The 15248-nt window shown below is 75.7% G+C and carries 12 protein-coding genes; 6 read left to right on the top strand and 6 right to left on the bottom strand.

From position 1 onward, the window contains the following. A partial coding sequence (locus HCN56_RS16590) for a GAF domain-containing protein (RefSeq protein WP_167971919.1) occupies positions 1 to 799 on the bottom strand: 799 nt, incomplete at its 3' end. A 404-nt stretch (positions 800 to 1203) separates the two neighbouring features. Here HCN56_RS16590 and dhaK point away from each other — a divergent pair. The 3 genes from dhaK (at position 1204) to HCN56_RS16575 (ending at position 3388) form a co-directional block, all read left to right on the top strand. Then, positions 1204 to 2205, top strand: coding sequence for a dihydroxyacetone kinase subunit DhaK (gene dhaK / locus HCN56_RS16585; protein WP_167971917.1), 1002 nt, complete (start codon positions 1204 to 1206; stop codon positions 2203 to 2205). A 105-nt stretch (positions 2206 to 2310) separates the two neighbouring features. Next, positions 2311 to 2925 (top strand): dihydroxyacetone kinase subunit DhaL, encoded by a 615-nt coding sequence (gene dhaL / locus HCN56_RS16580; RefSeq protein WP_167971915.1) that lies wholly within the window; start codon positions 2311 to 2313, stop codon positions 2923 to 2925. Then, the gene (locus HCN56_RS16575) at positions 2918 to 3388 is read left to right on the top strand and encodes a PTS-dependent dihydroxyacetone kinase phosphotransferase subunit DhaM (protein ID WP_167971914.1); all 471 of its coding nucleotides are present in this window, start codon (positions 2918 to 2920) and stop codon (positions 3386 to 3388) included. The genes dhaL and HCN56_RS16575 overlap by 8 nt, the downstream gene beginning before the upstream one ends. A gap of 59 nt (positions 3389 to 3447) precedes the next feature. Here the strand turns inward: HCN56_RS16575 and HCN56_RS16570 are convergent, their stop codons facing one another. Both HCN56_RS16570 and HCN56_RS16565 read right to left on the bottom strand, forming a co-directional pair. Next, positions 3448 to 3999: an NUDIX hydrolase gene (locus HCN56_RS16570; protein WP_167971912.1), complete on the bottom strand. Its 552-nt coding sequence runs from the start codon at positions 3997 to 3999 to the stop codon at positions 3448 to 3450. A gap of 29 nt (positions 4000 to 4028) precedes the next feature. Then, positions 4029 to 4817, bottom strand: a complete 789-nt coding sequence (locus tag HCN56_RS16565) for a glutamate racemase (protein ID WP_167971910.1) — start codon at positions 4815 to 4817, stop codon at positions 4029 to 4031. A 358-nt stretch (positions 4818 to 5175) separates the two neighbouring features. Between HCN56_RS16565 and HCN56_RS16560 the strand changes: the two genes are divergently transcribed. Next, positions 5176 to 5868 (top strand): DUF6643 family protein, encoded by a 693-nt coding sequence (locus tag HCN56_RS16560; RefSeq protein WP_167971908.1) that lies wholly within the window; start codon positions 5176 to 5178, stop codon positions 5866 to 5868. 30 nt (positions 5869 to 5898) lie between these two features. Here the strand turns inward: HCN56_RS16560 and HCN56_RS16555 are convergent, their stop codons facing one another. Together HCN56_RS16555 and HCN56_RS16550 are read right to left on the bottom strand one after the other, a co-directional pair. Then, positions 5899 to 7338 carry a family 2B encapsulin nanocompartment shell protein gene (locus HCN56_RS16555; protein ID WP_167971906.1) on the bottom strand — a complete coding sequence of 480 codons (1440 nt, stop codon included), beginning with the start codon at positions 7336 to 7338 and terminating at the stop codon, positions 5899 to 5901. A 48-nt stretch (positions 7339 to 7386) separates the two neighbouring features. Then, positions 7387 to 8796, bottom strand: a complete 1410-nt coding sequence (locus tag HCN56_RS16550) for a family 2B encapsulin nanocompartment shell protein (protein ID WP_167971904.1) — start codon at positions 8794 to 8796, stop codon at positions 7387 to 7389. A 383-nt stretch (positions 8797 to 9179) separates the two neighbouring features. Here HCN56_RS16550 and HCN56_RS16545 point away from each other — a divergent pair, with 383 nt between their 5' ends. Continuing rightward, positions 9180 to 11651 carry a right-handed parallel beta-helix repeat-containing protein gene (locus HCN56_RS16545; RefSeq protein ID WP_167971902.1) on the top strand — a complete coding sequence of 824 codons (2472 nt, stop codon included), beginning with the start codon at positions 9180 to 9182 and terminating at the stop codon, positions 11649 to 11651. Between the two features lie 53 nt (positions 11652 to 11704). Here HCN56_RS16545 and HCN56_RS16540 read toward each other — a convergent pair whose 3' ends face one another. Next, positions 11705 to 14119 carry a hypothetical protein gene (locus HCN56_RS16540; protein ID WP_167971900.1) on the bottom strand — a complete coding sequence of 805 codons (2415 nt, stop codon included), beginning with the start codon at positions 14117 to 14119 and terminating at the stop codon, positions 11705 to 11707. A gap of 180 nt (positions 14120 to 14299) precedes the next feature. On the opposite strand from HCN56_RS16540, the gene HCN56_RS16535 reads away from it, so the two are divergent. Next, complete coding sequence (locus HCN56_RS16535; RefSeq protein ID WP_312871266.1) at positions 14300 to 15103, top strand: DeoR/GlpR family DNA-binding transcription regulator; 804 nt, start codon at positions 14300 to 14302, stop codon at positions 15101 to 15103. Positions 15104 to 15248 lie beyond the last annotated feature (145 nt).

Below are 15248 nucleotides of genomic sequence, written 5' to 3'. Positions count from 1 at the left end.
GGACCCGGCCCCCGCCGCCCTCGGCGCCACCCGCGGCGCCGGGCTGGGCGGCGCCGCCGGGCACCACCAGCAGCCCCAGCGAGGCGTCCGCCAGCGAGCGCGCCCGCTCCAGCACCAGTTCCAGGACGCGCGCGTGCGGCGCGCCCGAGAGGAGGCTGCTGGTGACCTCGGCGCTGGCCGCCAACCACCGCTCGCGGCGCTGCGCCTCGTCGTAGAGCCGGGCCTTCTCGATGGCGACGCCGGCCGCCATCGCGAGCGTCGCGAGCACCGTCTCGTCCTCGGTGTCGAAGGCGGCGGCGTTGCGCTTCTCGGTGAGGTAGAGGTTGCCGAACACGGTGTCGCCGACCCGTATGGGCACGCCGAGGAAGGAGCGCATCGGCGGGTGCCCGGGCGGGAACCCCGAGGAGGAGGGGTGGTCGGCGAGGTCGGCGATCCGCAGCGGGGTCGGGTTGCGGATGAGCTCCCCGAGGATGCCGTCGCCGCTGGGGAGGTCCCCTATCTCGGCGCTCTGCTCGGCTGTCACCCCCACGTGCAGGAACTGCGCGAGGCGCTCGTGCTCGCCGATGACGCCGAGGGCGCCGTACTCGGCGTCCACCAGCGCCACGGCCGCCTCCACGATGCGGCGCAGCACCTGGGGCAGATCCAGCTCCCGGCCGACGGAGAGAACCGCCTCCAGCAGGTCGTGCACCCGGTCCCGGGTGCCGCGCACCGCCTCGATGCGCGACTCCAGCTCCGACAGGAGCTCGTCGAGCCGCAGTCTGGGAACCTCACCGTCCGTCATGTGCCGTGCCTGGCCCATCGGTCCCTCCCCGGTCACCGGCTTTCCGCTCTCCCCCGCCGCGGTCACACCCTAGGCCCGGGACCGTTCCGTGGCGCCCCCGCCCCCGCCTCGTGCGGGCGCGGCGCGGCGGAGTCGGTGCGGCGCGCGGGCGTCACCGCGGGGCAGCTCATCCCAGGGCCGTGGCCGCCGACCACCATGTCGAAGGTCAGCGACCGGCCCGTGTGGTTCTTGACGACGGTCGACCCGCCCGCGCGGCGGAGCCGGGCCGGTGCGCGGGTGTCGTCGGCAGGCAGGCGGGGGAGTCTGGAGTGGGCGGAGCCGGGCGGACACGGTGCCGCGCTCCGGGCCGTGGGGACGGCGCCGCGTTGACCTGCAGCGACCCGGCGCCAGGGCTACGCTGTGAGTCACTTCGGGAGGTACCGATGAAAATGCTGATCAACGCACCGGAACGGGTCGTGGCGGACGCGCTGCGCGGCATGGCCGCGGCCCACCCGGAGCTGGTGGTGGACGTCGAGAACCGGATGGTGGTCCGCCGGGACGCGCCCGTGTCGGGCAAGGTGGCGTTGGTGTCGGGCGGCGGGTCGGGGCACGAGCCGCTGCACGCCGGCTTCGTGGGACACGGGATGCTGGACGCGGCTTGCCCGGGCGAGGTGTTCACCTCCCCCGTCCCGGACCAGGCGTTCCGCGCGGCGACCGCGACGGACAGCGGTGCCGGGGTGCTCTTCGTCGTCAAGAACTACACCGGCGACGTCCTGAACTTCGACATGGCGATGGAGCTGGCGGAGGACGAGGGGGTGCGCGCGGCCCGGGTGCTGGTGGAGGACGACGTCGCGGTGACCGACAGCCTGTTCACCGCCGGGCGCCGGGGCACCGGCGGCACGCTGTTCGTGGAGAAGCTCGCGGGCGCGGCGGCCGAGCAGGGCGCGCCGCTGGAGACGGTGGAGGCGCTGGCCCGCCGTGTCGCGGAGGCCTGCCGCAGCTACGGCGTCGCGCTGGGCCCGTGCTCCACGCCGGCCAAGGGCGGGCCGACCTTCGACCTGCCGACCGGGGAGCTCGAACTCGGCATCGGCATCCACGGCGAACCCGGCAGGGAGCGCCGGGCGATGATGACCGCCGCCGAGATCGCGGAGGTGACGGTCGACGCCCTGCTGGAGGACCTCGGCGGGCCGCCGACCGGCCGGCCGTTCCTGGCGCTGGTCAACGGCATGGGCGCCACCCCGCTGCTGGAGCTGTACGGCTTCAACGCCGAGGTGCAGCGGGTGCTCGCCGAGCGGGGCGCGGTGGTCGCCCGTACGCTCGTCGGGAACTACGTGACGTCGTTGGACATGGCCGGCTGCTCGGTGACGCTGTGCGAGGCGGACGAGGAGCTGCTGCGGCTCTGGGACGCGCCGGTGAGCACAGCGGCGCTGCGCTGGGGCCGTTGAGCCGCACCGCACCGCCCGCGCAGCGGGGCGGAGCGGCCGGACCGGGCCGGTCACGGCGGGGCAGTCAGTACATCAGGGTCGACGGTGGTGGACGGGAGCGGACGAGTGGCGGAACTGGACACCGGCTTCTTCGTGCGGTGGTTGACGGAGACCGCGGCGGCGGTGGACCGGGAGGCGGACCGGCTGACGGAGCTGGACTCCGCCATCGGCGACGCGGACCACGGCAGCAACCTGCGGCGCGGCTTCACCGCGGTGACCGCGGCGCTGGCGGAGAAGCCGCCACCGTCGCCGGGCGCGGCGCTCGGGCTGGCGGGCCGCACCCTGGTCTCCAAGGTGGGCGGTGCGTCCGGCCCGCTGTACGGGACGCTGCTGCGGCGCACCGGCAAGGAGCTGGGGGACGCCGCGACGGTCTCCCGCGACGACCTGGCCCGTGCGATGGCGGCGGGTGTGGAGGCGGTGACCGCCCTCGGCGGTGCCGCGGAGGGCGACAAGACGATGCTGGACGCGCTGCTGCCGGCCGTGCGGGCGCTGCCGGAGTCGTTCACCGCAGCGCGGCGGGCTGCCGCCGAGGGTGCGGTGGGGACGGTGCCGCTGCGGGCCCGGCGCGGGCGGGCGAGCTACCTGGGCGACCGCAGCATCGGCCACGAGGACCCGGGGGCGGCCTCCTCGCTGCTGCTGGTCTCGGCGCTGGAGCGGACCTGGGAGGCGGCCGATGAGTGAGCCCACCGGCAGCGGTCCGGTCGGCGTCGTCCTCGTGTCCCACAGCCGCGACGTGGCGGACGCCGTGGCCCGGCTGGCGGTGGCCCTCGGCGGCGGTACCGGCGGGCGGCTGGTCGCGGCCGCCGGCGGGGCGGGCGACGGCGGGATCGGAACCAGCTCGGAGCTGATCGTCGAGGCGGCCCGCCGGGTCGACCGGGGCTCCGGGGTGGTGGTGGTCGCGGACCTGGGCAGCGCCGTGCTGACCGTGCGGGCGCTGGTCGCCGACGAGGCGGACGACCCCGCGGGCGGGGACGACGGTCGGACCGGGTCCAACGGCGATTCCACGCTCCCGCCCGGGGCGCGGCTGGTGGACGCGCCGTTCCTGGAGGGTGCCGTGGCCGCGGTGGTCTCGGCCGGTGCGGGCGCCCCGCTGGCGGACGTCGTGCGGGCGGCCGAGGACGCCTACACCTACCGCAAGCTGTAGCGCGGCCCCGGGCCGACCGGGAGCGCCGCCTGACCCCTCCCGCGGCCCGGGGCCGGGGGTCAGGCGCCGACGGGCGCGTCCGCCGACGGGTCGGCGGGGCCCTCTCCCGTGGCGGCCGCGAGCGCGGCGGCGTCCTCGTCGTGGGGGCGGAACCACGCCGGACCGCCGCCGGCCGCCAGCGAGATGCGGCGCAGCGCGTGCCCCGGCAGGCCCGGCGGGAGCGCGTCGAGCGCGAACCAGCCCACCTCCAGCGACTCGTCGTCGTTGACGCGGGCCTCGCCGCCGGTGGCCCGGCACCGCAGCGTCACATCGACGAACTGGCAGCGGTCGCCGTTGGGGTACCGCACCGGGTCGAGCGTCTCGACCAGCACCACGTGCTCGGGCTCGCAGTGCACGGCGGTCTCCTCCAGCACCTCGCGGACCGCCGTCTCGGCCGGCTGCTCACCGGGTTCCGGGATGCCGGCGATCACCGACCACCGGCCGTTGTCGGCCCGGCGGCCGAGGAGCACGCGCCCGTCCCCGTCGAAGACGACGGCGCTGACGCCGGGCAGGAACAGCAGCTCGTGTCCGATGCTGCGGCGCAGGTCGCGGATGAAGCGGGGGGTCGGCATCTCGCTCCTCGGAGATCGGGCGCGGGCTGTCAGGCGACGGGGTCGGGGCGGACCAGGCCGCGCCCCTCCCGGTAGCCGAGGAGGGCTGCGGGCGGCGGCGCGGGGTGTCCCGAGGCGAGGAAGACGGGGTCGGGGCCGGGCTCGGCCTCCGGGGCGGGGTCGACGCCCAGTCGCCGCAGCACCTGGTGGGCGACGGCCGAGGCCGAGCCGTGCAGGCGCACCGCGGGGGCCCCGCCCTGGACGGCGAGCTCCTCGCGGATGCGTTCGCCGACCAGCTCGTAGTGGGTGCAGCCGAGGACCACGTCGGTGACGTCGGTGGGGGTCAGCGCCGCGGCGGCCTTGACCGCGCGGGCGACGGCCCCGGGGTCGGCCTGTTCGACGGCGTCGGCGAGGCCGTGGCAGGGCACCTCGGTGGTGTCGACCCCCGCGGCGAACCGGTCGATCAGGCGCCGCTGGTACCCGCTGCCGGTGGTGGCGGGCGTGGCCCACACCGCCACGGGGCCGCCACCGGCGGCCGCCGGCTTGACGGCCGGCACGGTGCCGACGACCGGCACCCCGGGTTCGAGTTCGGCGCGCAGCGCCTCCAGCGCGTGGACGGAGGCGGTGTTGCAGGCGACGACCAGCGCGTCGGGGCCGGTCCGGGCGGCTGCGCGGGCGCAGGCGAGCGCCCGGCGGGTGATGTCCTCCGGGGTGCGCGGCCCCCAGGGCATCCCCTCGGGGTCGGCCGACAGGACGAGCGAGGCGTCGGGACGCAGCCGCCGCAGCGCGGCGGCGGCGGGGAGCTGACCGAGACCCGAGTCGATGAGCGCGATTCTCACCTGCTCAGGGTACGGGGCCCGTCGGGGCGGACGCCGAGCGGTGGCACCGTGCAGTCGGGGCTCCGTGCTCCCCCGTCCGGGGCGCGGCGGCGCCGCGCGGGACGGGCGGGCGGGGTCGCGGGCGGAGCGTCGAAGGCGCGCCAGTTTGGCTGAAAGCGCATGACGCAACCGGACAGAACGGGGTGATACGCCTCACCGGAAACGCCGGTGATCTGACGTCAATCTTGCTGAAACGGGGCGGCAGTTCGGGCATACCGGGAGATGTGCCGCACGCCTCGCGGTGGGTGAGCGCGACCACCGGAAATGACCATCGGCTCGCACTCCCCATCGGGTGCATCGTGGGCTTACCTTATGTCACATGACCTCCCCGCGCTCGTCCTACGGCGGCTCCTACTCGTCACCCTTCCAGGACACCCCGATCTACGACAGCCTGGTGGCCGAGCGGGGGACCCCGCAGATAGCCCCGATCCGGGTCCCGTCCGCGTACGAACCCGGTCCGCAGGCGCTGCCCGCGCCCTCGGCGTTCCCCTCTCCGCATCCCCAGCCGATGCCGGCACAGGCCGCGCTGCCCGCGGCGCTGCCCGCCCTCCCGTCCGGCTCCTCCGGGGGCCAGCAGTACCCGGGCCACGCGATGCGGCCCGCCGCGCAGGTCTCCTACCCGGCGCCGGCGCCCTCCCGTCAGCAGTTCTCCCCCGCGCCCCAGGCCTTCTCCCCCGCACCGCAGGCGTTCACACCTGCCCCGCAGGCCTTCTCGCCGGCGCCGCAGGCGTTCACCCCGCCCGCCGCCCCGCAGCAGCCGCAGCAGCCGTCCTACGGTGGCGCCCCGCAGCAGCCGCGTCCCGCCTACGGGCAGCAGCAGGCCGGGCAGCAGCACGGCTACCCGGCGGCCCAGCAGCAGCGCCAGCCGGCGCCGTCGTCGTACCCGGCGCCGCAGCAGCAGCACGGGCACCACCAGAGCGGCGGCCAGCAGGGGCAGATGCCCCGGCCGACCGCCTACCCCGATCCCTACACACCCCAGCAGCCCTACCAGTACCCCGGCTCGAACTACTGAGGCGGCGCTCCGGCGCGGGCCGGAGCGGGGTCAGACCTCCACGTCCTCCAGCACGCCCAGAGCGTCGGGAACGAGAACGGCCGCGGAGAAGTAGAGGCTGACCAGGTACGACATCACGGCCTGGTCGTTGATGCCCATGAACCGCACGTTGAGGCTCGGCTCGATCTCCTCGGGGATGCCGCGCTGGTGCAGGCCGACCACGCCCTGGTTCTCCTCGCCGGTCCGCATCGCCAGCACCGAGGTGGTGCCCGCGCGGGTGACGGGGATCTTGTCGCAGGGCAGCAGCGGCACGCCGCGCCAGGTACGGACGGGGCGGCCGTCCAGTTCGCCGCTGGGAGGCATCAGCCCGCGGCTGCTGCACTCACGGCCGATGGCGGCGATGGCCCGGGGGTGGGCCAGCAGGTACTGGGTCTTGCGGCGCCTCGCCAGCAGCCGGTCGAGGTCGTCCGGGGTCGGCGGACCGCTGCCCGCGTGGAGCCGCTGCCGGGGATCGACGTTGTGGAGCAGGCCGAACTCGCGGTTGTTGACCAGCTCGTGCTCCTGGCGCTCCCGCAGGGCCTCGACGGTGAGCCGCACCTGCTGGGCGACCTGGTCCATGGGCTCGTTGTAGAGGTCGGCGACCCGGGTGTGGACGCGGAGCACGGTCTGGGCGACGCTCAGCTCGTACTCGCGCGGTGAGGTCTCGTAGTCCACGAAGGTGCCGGGGAGGTCCGGCTCCCCGTGGTGGCCGGAGGCCACGGCCACGTCCGCCTCGCCACGGCGGTTCCGCGGCGCGGCCAGCTCCCGCAGGTGGGCGGCGAGCCGGTCCCGGAGCGCCGGGGAGCGCCCGGCGACGCTCCGGACGACCGACAGCGGCAGAGCGAGGACCGTGCAGCGGGTGAGCGCCCGGAGCTCGCAGGGCCAGTCGTTGTCCTCGGCGAGCGCGTGCTCCCCGGCGAAGTCGCCGTCGGCGAGGACCCCGAGGTGCGTCTCGGCGCCGTACTCGCCGGCGGTGAGGCGGGCCGCCTTGCCGTGGGCGAGGAGCAGCACCTCCTCGACCGCGGTGCCGTCCCCGGCGAGGGTGTCCCCCGGGGCGTACTCCCGCTGGCGGCAGCCGTCCGCGAGGGCGCGCAGCGCCTCCTCGTCGGCCAGCCCGGCGAGCGGCGGCAACTCGGTGAGCTGTGCGGGGATCACCCGGTAGTCGCCGCCCTCCGCGGCGAACTCCACGCGGCCGGTGCCCAGGGTGTGGGCGAGGCGGCGGTTGACCCGGTAGGTGCCACCGGAGACCTGGGTCCAGGGCAGGACGCTGAGCAACCAGCGGGGCGTGACGCCCTGCATCTGCGGCTCGGTCTTGGTGGTGGAGGAGAGGTTCCGGGCGGCGGCGACCTGCAGGCTGCTGGGCGGTGGTGGCGCGGCGGCCGCGCCGGCCCCCGGTCCGGCCTGTGCGGGCACGGTCGGGGAGCCCGGCGGCGCGGGCGGTTGGACGGTCATCGGAGGAGTGGCCTTTCGGTCTTTGTCGGGTCGGTGGGCTGCGGGTGCCTACAGACCCGTTTCGACGTCCTCGAGAATGCCGAGGGCGTCGGGGACGAGAACGGCCGCGGAGTAATAGGCGCTCACCAGGTAGGAGATGACGGCCTTGTCGCTGATCCCCATGAAGCGGACGGAGAGCCCCGGCTGGTACTCGTCGGGAATTCCGGTGCGGTGGAGACCGACGACGCCCTGGTTCTCACCGGTGCGCATCGCGAGCACGGAGGTGGTGCCGGCACTGGTGACCGGGATCTTGTCGCAGGGCAGCAGCGGCACACCGCGCCAGGAGGGGACGGCGTGTCCGGCGTGGTCCACGGTTGTCGGGTAGAGACCGCGCTTGCTGCACTCGCGGCCGAACGCGGCGATGGCCCGGGGGTGCGCGAGCAGGACGCTCGGCTCCTTCCAGACGGTGGCGAGCAGCTCGTCGAGGTCGTCGGGGGTCGGCGCGCCCGCGCGGGTGTGGATGCGCTGCCGCAGGTCGGCGTTGTGGAGGAGGCCGAAGTCGCGGTTGTTGAGCATCTCGTGCTCCTGGCGCTCCCGCAGCGCCTCGACCGTGAGCCGCACCTGCTCGCCCACCTGGTCCATGGGCTCGTTGTAGAGGTCGGCGACCCGGGAGTGGACGCGGAGCACCGTCTGGGCGACGCTCAACTCGTACTCGCGCGGCGCCGTCTCGTAGTCCACGAAGGTGCCGGGCAGCGCGGGCTCGCCCTGGTGGCCGGAGGCCAGCTCGATGGAGGCCTCGCCGGACTCGTTCCGCTGGCCCGGGACGGCGCTGCGGCGCGTGGCGAGGTGGCCCCGGAGCGACTCGGCGCGGCCGGCGACCTCCTGGAAGCGCTCCCGGCTGAGGCTGAGCACCGTTCCGCTGGTCAGGGCGGTCAGCGAGTGCTCCCAGGAACCGGGGGCGTCCTCCGCCAGGGTGTGGTCGCCGTAGAAGTCGCCGTCGCCGAGGACCCGGACCTGGGTGTCGTTGTCGTAGGCGCCGGGTGCGGTCTCGCGGATCTTGCCGTGGGCGATCAGGTAGACGCGGTCGGCGTCGGAGCCGGCCGTGGCGAGGACCTCCCCGGCGGAGAAGTCCCGCTGCTCGCACGCGTTGGCGAGCTCCTGGAGCACCTCGGCATCGTCGTACCCGGCGAGGGCGGGGAGTTCACCCAGCTCCGCGGGGATCACCCGGACCTCGGAGCCGGTGGAGACGAACTCGACCCGGCCGTTGCCGAGGGTGTGGCTCAACCGCCGGTTGACGCGGAAGGTTCCGCCGGAGACCTGGACCCAGGGAAGGACCTTCAACAGCCACCGCGAGGAGATCCCCTGCATCTGCGGCGGGGTCTTCGTCGTCGTCGCAAGGTTGCGCGCCGCCGCGGTCGCCAGGCTCAGCTGCGGCTGGGCCGCGGAGTTCTCGGATGCCGGTTCGACCGAGGTCGCCATAGGAAAGTACCGCCAATCTGCAAGCCGCTACTGCGCTTCACGGGGCATGCGTGGACGAATGTAGCGACACGCTTGACAGCGGGGCAATCACTCAAAAGTGCGGCCATGCGAGGATAGGATTCACGCAATTGCGGGTATGCACGGGCGCGTTCCGGCCCCGGGGGACTGCCGCACCCCGGTCGACGGTCGGGCGGCGGCGGGTCGGGGCTGCGACCGATCCGTGGGGGCGGTGGGGACAGCGGGGGTGGCGGTTGTGGCCCGTTCGCGTCGTGCGGTGTCGTCGGCGCGCGCTACGGTGTTCCTCCAGCACGCGCGCTCCCCCCGCCTGCCGCGCGGCTGCTGACGGTACCTATCGGCGCGCGCAGTTTGGGGCACAACGGTCCATGGCAGAGGTCTCCGTCCAGGTGACACACACCGGTTCCTCGCGCTGGCGGCGCCGGACCGCGGTCTACCCCACCGTCACCGAGGCGCTGGCCGCCGCAGGGGACGGCGACGTCCTGGTCCTTGCTCCCGGTACCTACCGCGAGAACCTGGTGATCGACCAGGCGGTGACGGTGCGCGGTCCCGACCCCGATCTGGAGGGCCCCGCCCGGATCGCCCCCGACGAGGGGGTGCCGCTGGTGGTGCGCGGCTCGGCGTCGGTCTCCCGGCTCCGTGTCGAGGGGCGGGACATCACCGCCCCGGCCGTGCTGGTCGAGGCGAGCACCCCGGAGCTGACGGGGCTGCGCATCCACACCTCCTCGTCGGTCGGCGTGGAGGTGCGGGGCGGCGCCCGGCCCACCGTGCGCGACCTGACGGTGGACAACGCCGCCGGGGGCGGCGTGGCCGTCGCCGACGGCGGTGGCGGCATCTTCGAGGACTGCCTGCTGCTCGCGACCGGGCAGCCCGGCGTCTCGGTGCGGGGCCCCGCCCACCTGCGGCTGAGCGGCTGCCGGGTGGAGCGGGCGGACGGCGCGGGGCTCGCGGTCTCCGGCGAGGGAAGCGCGGTGGACGCGGCGGAGTGCCGGTTCGACGGCGTCAACGGCGCCGGCGTCCGCCTCTCGGAGCGCGCCACCGCGCATCTGACGGACTGCGTGGTGCGGCGGAGTACCGGTGACGGCGTGACGCTGGAGACGGACGCGGTGCTCTCGCTCTCCGACAGCGAGGTGACCGACATCCCGGAGAACGCCCTCGACCTGCGGTCGCGCTCGGTGCTGACCCTGGTCCGCTCGCAGGTGCTGCGGTTCGGGCGCAACGGGGTCTCCGCCTGGGACCCGGGCACGCACGCCGACGCCCACCACTGCCGCATAGGCGGCTCCACCGGCGACTATCCGGCGGTCTGGGTCAGCGACGGCGCCACCACCGTGCTGGAGGCCACCCGCATCGAGGACGTGCCGGACGCGGTGTTCGTGCTGGACCGCGGCTCCCGCGCCGACGTCGTCGACAGCGAGATCGTCCGCGTCCGCGGGTCCGCCGTCTCGGTCAGCGGCGGCGCCGCGGTACGGCTGGAGGCGTGCCGGGTCCGCGAGGCAGCGACCGGGGTGTGGTTCCGCGATCCGGGGACCGGCGGCTCGGTCACCGACTGCACCATCGACGACGTCACCACCGGGGTGATCGTCTCCAAGGACGCCGACCCTGAGATACGCGGGTGCACCGTGACCGCCCCCGCCGAGGCAGGGGTGTACGTGTCGGCGGGGGGCCGGGGCACCTTCGTGAACACCCGGGTCACCGGCGGGCGCGGCTACGGCTTCCACGTGACGGAGGGGTGCGCGACCTCGCTGGAGCGGTGCCGGGCGGAGCGCTGCGCCCGGGGCGGCTACGTGATCGCGGAGGGCGCCGCGCGGCGCACCGACTGCCGGGGCGACGAACCGGTCGAGGCCGTGGTGCCGGCTCAGCCGGCCGCGCCGCCCGCGGTGGGCGGTGCCCCCGTGGCGGCCGGCGGCGCCGTGGCGGAGGAGGGCCGCGCCGCCGCGGGCATTACCGCGCCCGCCCGCGCGGCGCGAAAGCCGGAGCCGAAGCCGAAGCCGAAGCCGGAGCAGGAGCCCGAGCCGGCCACCGAGAGCCGCCCCGCCGACGAGGTGCTCGCGGAGCTGGACTCGCTGGTCGGGCTGGTGGGGGTCAAGCGCGAGGTCCGTGCCCTGATCGACATGATCGAGGTGGGGCGCCGTCGGCAGAAGGCGGGGCTCAAGGCCGCCTCGGTCCGCCGCCACCTGGTCTTCACCGGCTCCCCCGGCACGGGGAAGACGACGGTGGCGCGGCTCTACGGCGAGATCCTGGCGTCGTTGAAGGTGCTGGAGCGCGGCCACCTCGTGGAGGTGTCGCGGGTCGACCTGGTCGGGGAGCACATCGGTTCCACGGCGCTGCGCACCCAGGAGGCGTTCGACCGCGCGCGGGGCGGGGTGCTCTTCATCGACGAGGCGTACGCCCTCTCCCCCGTCGACGCCGGACGCGACTTCGGCCGGGAGGCCATCGACACCCTGGTGAAGCTGATGGAGGACCACCGGGACGAGGTGGTCGTGATCGTCGCCGGGTACACCGAGGAGATGTCGCGGTTCCTCGACACCAACCCGGGGGTGGCGTCGCGGTTCTCGCGCACCATCACGTTCGGGGACTACTCGGCCGAGGAGCTGCTCTCCATCATCGAGCAGCAGGCGTCGGACCAGGAGTACAGCCTCGGTGAGGGCGCGACGGAGGCGCTGCTGAAGCACTTCGCCGCGATCCCACGGGGCCCGGCCTTCGGCAACGGCCGCACCGCGCGCCAGACGTTCGAGTCGATGGTGGAGCGCCACGCGGGACGCGTGGCGCAGCTGGCCGACCCCAGCACGGAGGAGCTGTCCGTGCTGTACCCGGAGGATCTGCCGAACCCGGCCGGGTGATGCCGGCCGCACGGCCGGCCCGGACCGGGCCGGGGCCCGCCCCGGCGGCCCGGTCAACTCCGGACAGCCGGCGGCCCGGGCTCCGGACCGGGCCGGGTGTCGGGGCTCCCGGCCGCCGGCTCGGCGGTGCCGTGCCGCCGGTGCCGGTCCCCCGGGCGGCGGGGCAGGCGGCCGGTGGGGGCGTCGGCGTCGCTCTCGCCGCGCAGCGTGTGGCAGAGGTGGGCGCGTTCCTCGTCGTAGGCCGGGTCCTGCGGGTAGTCGCCGTGGCCGAGCACCGGTTCGGGGAGCGGGCTGCGCAGGTTGCGGCCGTAGTGCAGCGGGTCCAGGAGCGGCCCGTGGTCCACGGGCCGGTCGTCGGCGTCGCGGCCGGGGACGTCGACCGGGCCGCCGATGGGGTCGGTGGCGCGCCAGAGGTTGCGCCAGCAGGGGATCTCCTCCCGCAGCAGCCGCAGGGCGTGCGGCCCGAAGTACTTGGGGAACCAGCGTCCGTAGAGCCGCGCCAGCGGCGAGCCGTGGGTGAGGAGCGAGACCCGGCTGCGGGTCGGGGCGTCGAGCTGCCAGACGGCCGCGGCGGCCAGCACGCTGCCCTGGGAGTGGCCGGAGAGGACGACCCGGCCGCCGGTGGCGTCGATCCAGGTGGCGATGCGCCAGGAGAGGTCCGGCACGGCGCGTTCCGCGTAGCAGGGCGGCGCGAAGGGGTGCGCCGCGCGGGGCCAGAAGGTGCCGACGTCCCAGAGGATGCCGATGGTCCGGCGGGCGGCGCGGTCGCGGTAGGCGCGCCGGCCCATCGCGATCATGACGAGGACGGCGACGCTGAGCATCCAGGAGCCGAGGGACTCGGAGAGCGAGGCCACCGCGGCCAGTGGCGCCGGTGCGTCGGCCGCCGCCTCACTGGGGGTCAGGCCGGTCCCCCAGGTGCCGAGGACCGCGACGATCCCGAGCAGGAGTGACGCGGCGGCGAGGGTGCCGACGACGGCGGGGGCGGAGTCGGTGAGGCGCGCCCGGGCGAGGGCGGAGGCGATGGTACCGCTGCGGTGGTCGTCCGGCGGGGTGCTCTCGCCGGGGTAGGCGGCCGCGACGGTGGGGGCCAGGCGGCGGCGGTCGCGGCGCACGCGCACCGCGGCGACGAGCCCGAGCAGGGCGGCGACCGCGATGAGGGACGGTATGGCGGCGGCCTGCCAGCTGAGCATCACGGGTGGGCCGTGCAGGGTCTCGGACCCCGCGGTGAGCCAGTCGGTGAACCGCTGGGTCGCCCCGCCCGTCAGGGCGCCGGCGAGCGCGCAGGAGAGGAGGGCGACCGCGGGCCCTCCCAGGCCGGCGAGGGCGGTACGGTCGGTGTCGCGTGCGAGCCGGTGCAGCCGCAGAGCTGCGGCGGCGAGGCCGACGATCATGAGTCCCTGCGCGACGGTGAGGACGGGGAAGACGACGGTGCCCGGCAGGGCGCCGTCCGCCGTCTGGCCGGGCCGCTCCCACGCGGTGTGGACCGCCGTGGCGGCGAGCAGCACGGCGCAGGCGACCGGCAGCAGGGTGACGGCGCGGTGCGGCGGCGGGTCGGCGATCTGGGTCTCGTTGCGGCCGTAGCGGGTGACGAGTACGAGGACGGCCGCGCCGCCGGCGGCGGTGGCCGCCGCGAGGGCGGTGCCGGTGGTGGCGAGCACGGCGCCGCCCTCGGTTCCGTGGTCGTGGGCCCAGCCGGCGGACAACAGGGCGGCGCAGACCGTGAGGAGCCCGGCGGCGGTGTGTGCGGCGCGGAGCCGGCTGACGAGTCGGCGGCCGTACCAGAACCCCGGCAGCGACAGCGGCGCCGGCTCGGTGACGCTCTGCCGGACCCGCACCGGCGGGTAGGCCGACTCGTAGGTGCTCCAGGTGCGGTGGGAGAGCCACCAGAGCAGCGCGGTGAGCGCGGTGGGCAGGAGGGCCGCGAGCGCCAGCCGCCGGCCGGGGGTGCTCCACCAGCCGCCGTCCGCGGCGAAGGAGAACCAGGAGGTGCGGGAGGTGCAGGCGGCGGAGGAGCCGCACTGCCAGGCGAGGGCGTCCAGGGCGACGACGCACGCGCCGCTCACCAGGAGGATCGTCAGGGAGAGCGCGATGAGCCGCACGAGGGCGTCGTAGAGGTGGTGGGTGCGGCCGTGGCCGCGTACCGCCGGCCGCATCCAGTGCGTCACGTTGACGATCATGAACGGGAGGAGCAGCAGCCACAGCGCGCGGGCGCCGTTGCCCGAGGTGAGGTTCGACCAGCTGTACGCCTCGCGCAGCGGGTCCCGTTCGTCCCAGGGGCGGTCCTCGGCGTCGTCGGTGCGGCGGTGGACGGAGGCGGTGGCGTCGCCGGTGACCCGGCAGACGCGGGCGTCGCCGAGCATCTGCTGCGGTGTGGCGCCGCCGACGCCGTGGACGAGCAGTTCCATCGCCGGTCTGGGCTCCGGGCCCGGGAAGCCGTCGCGTTGGCCGGGTACCGCCTGCGGTGTCATCGTCCCGCCCCCTCGTCGCACCGGCCGGCATCGCGGCCGGTGCTGACCGCCCGTCACTTCCCCTTCCCCTGTCCCGCGGGGGCGGGGCTCAATCCCCACCTTCGGGCGTTTCGGCGCGTGCGAGGATGACGGGCCGGACCGGGCCGGCACCAGTGCCCGGCGCACAGGGAGCGGAGGTCGGTGGTGGGCGGCGCGGGTGGTCTCCTGGCGGGGCAGCGCAGGGCGTTGATCCTCGCCGCGCTGCGTCGCAACGGCGGGGTCCGGGTCGGCGAGCTCACCGCGGAGTTCGGTGTCTCGGAGATGACGGTGCGGCGCGATCTCGACGCCCTGGAGCGGCGGGGCTCGCTGCGGAAGGTGCACGGCGGCGCGGTCCCGGCCGGGCCGTCGACCGAGGCCGAGCCCGTCTTCCGTGAGAAGGCCGCGCTCGGTGCCGGGGAGAAGCGGCGCATCGGGCGGGCGGCCTCGCTGCTGTTGCCGCGCGCCGGTTCGGTGGCGTTCGGCGGGGGCACGACGGTCCGTGCGGTGGCCCGCGCGGTCGGGCCGGCGCCGGGGCTGACGGTGGTGACGAACTCGCTGCCGGTGGCGGAGCTGTTCCACGGTCTCGACGAGGGCGACCGGCCGGCGGAGGTGGTGCTGACCGGCGGGGTGCGTACCCCGTCGGACGCGCTGGTCGGCCCGGTGGCCGACGCCGCGCTGGCCGCGTTCCACGTCGACGTGCTGGTGCTGGGTGCCCATGGTCTGGGGGTCGCCTCGGGGCTGACCACGCCCAATCTGGCGGAGGCGGCGACCAACGCGCGGCTGCTGGCCGCGGCGCGCCGGGTGGTGCTGGTGGCCGACGCGACGAAGTGGCGGACCGCTCAGCTGCGGACGTTCGCCGGTCTCGGCGCGGTGGACGTCCTGGTGACCGACGCGGCGCCGCCGCCCGCCGCCGGTGACGCGCTTCGCGCGGCCGGCGTGGAGGTGCGGGTGGCGCCGCCCGGCTGACGCCGCCCGGTCGACACCCGTGCCCCTGCGACGCCCGTTCCCCTGCGACGCCCCTGACCGGCGGCGTCCTTGACCGGCGGCGCCCGCTGCGGGACGGCCCCCGGCGCCGCGGGCCCGCCGGCCGCGACCGCATGCGGTTCCTCCG

Origin of the sequence: Streptomyces lonarensis (assembly GCF_012033735.1) — a bacterium.
In the GTDB taxonomy this organism is placed as follows: Bacteria; Actinomycetota; Actinomycetes; order Streptomycetales; family Streptomycetaceae; genus Streptomyces; species Streptomyces lonarensis.
The sequence above is the reverse complement of the archived record's forward strand: the minus strand, read 5'-3'. Positions and strand labels throughout refer to the sequence as shown.

Coding starts and splice junctions, on each gene's coding strand:
- dhaK (WP_167971917.1), top strand. CDS start 1,204: ATGAAAATGCTGATCAACGCACCGGAACGGGTCGTGGCGGACGCGCTG.
- HCN56_RS16575 (WP_167971914.1), top strand. CDS start 2,918: ATGAGTGAGCCCACCGGCAGCGGTCCGGTCGGCGTCGTCCTCGTGTCC.
- HCN56_RS16570 (WP_167971912.1), bottom strand. CDS start 3,999: ATGCCGACCCCCCGCTTCATCCGCGACCTGCGCCGCAGCATCGGACAC.
- HCN56_RS16560 (WP_167971908.1), top strand. CDS start 5,176: ATGACCTCCCCGCGCTCGTCCTACGGCGGCTCCTACTCGTCACCCTTC.
- HCN56_RS16555 (WP_167971906.1), bottom strand. CDS start 7,338: ATGACCGTCCAACCGCCCGCGCCGCCGGGCTCCCCGACCGTGCCCGCA.
- HCN56_RS16550 (WP_167971904.1), bottom strand. CDS start 8,796: ATGGCGACCTCGGTCGAACCGGCATCCGAGAACTCCGCGGCCCAGCCG.
- HCN56_RS16545 (WP_167971902.1), top strand. CDS start 9,180: ATGGCAGAGGTCTCCGTCCAGGTGACACACACCGGTTCCTCGCGCTGG.
- HCN56_RS16540 (WP_167971900.1), bottom strand. CDS start 14,119: ATGACACCGCAGGCGGTACCCGGCCAACGCGACGGCTTCCCGGGCCCG.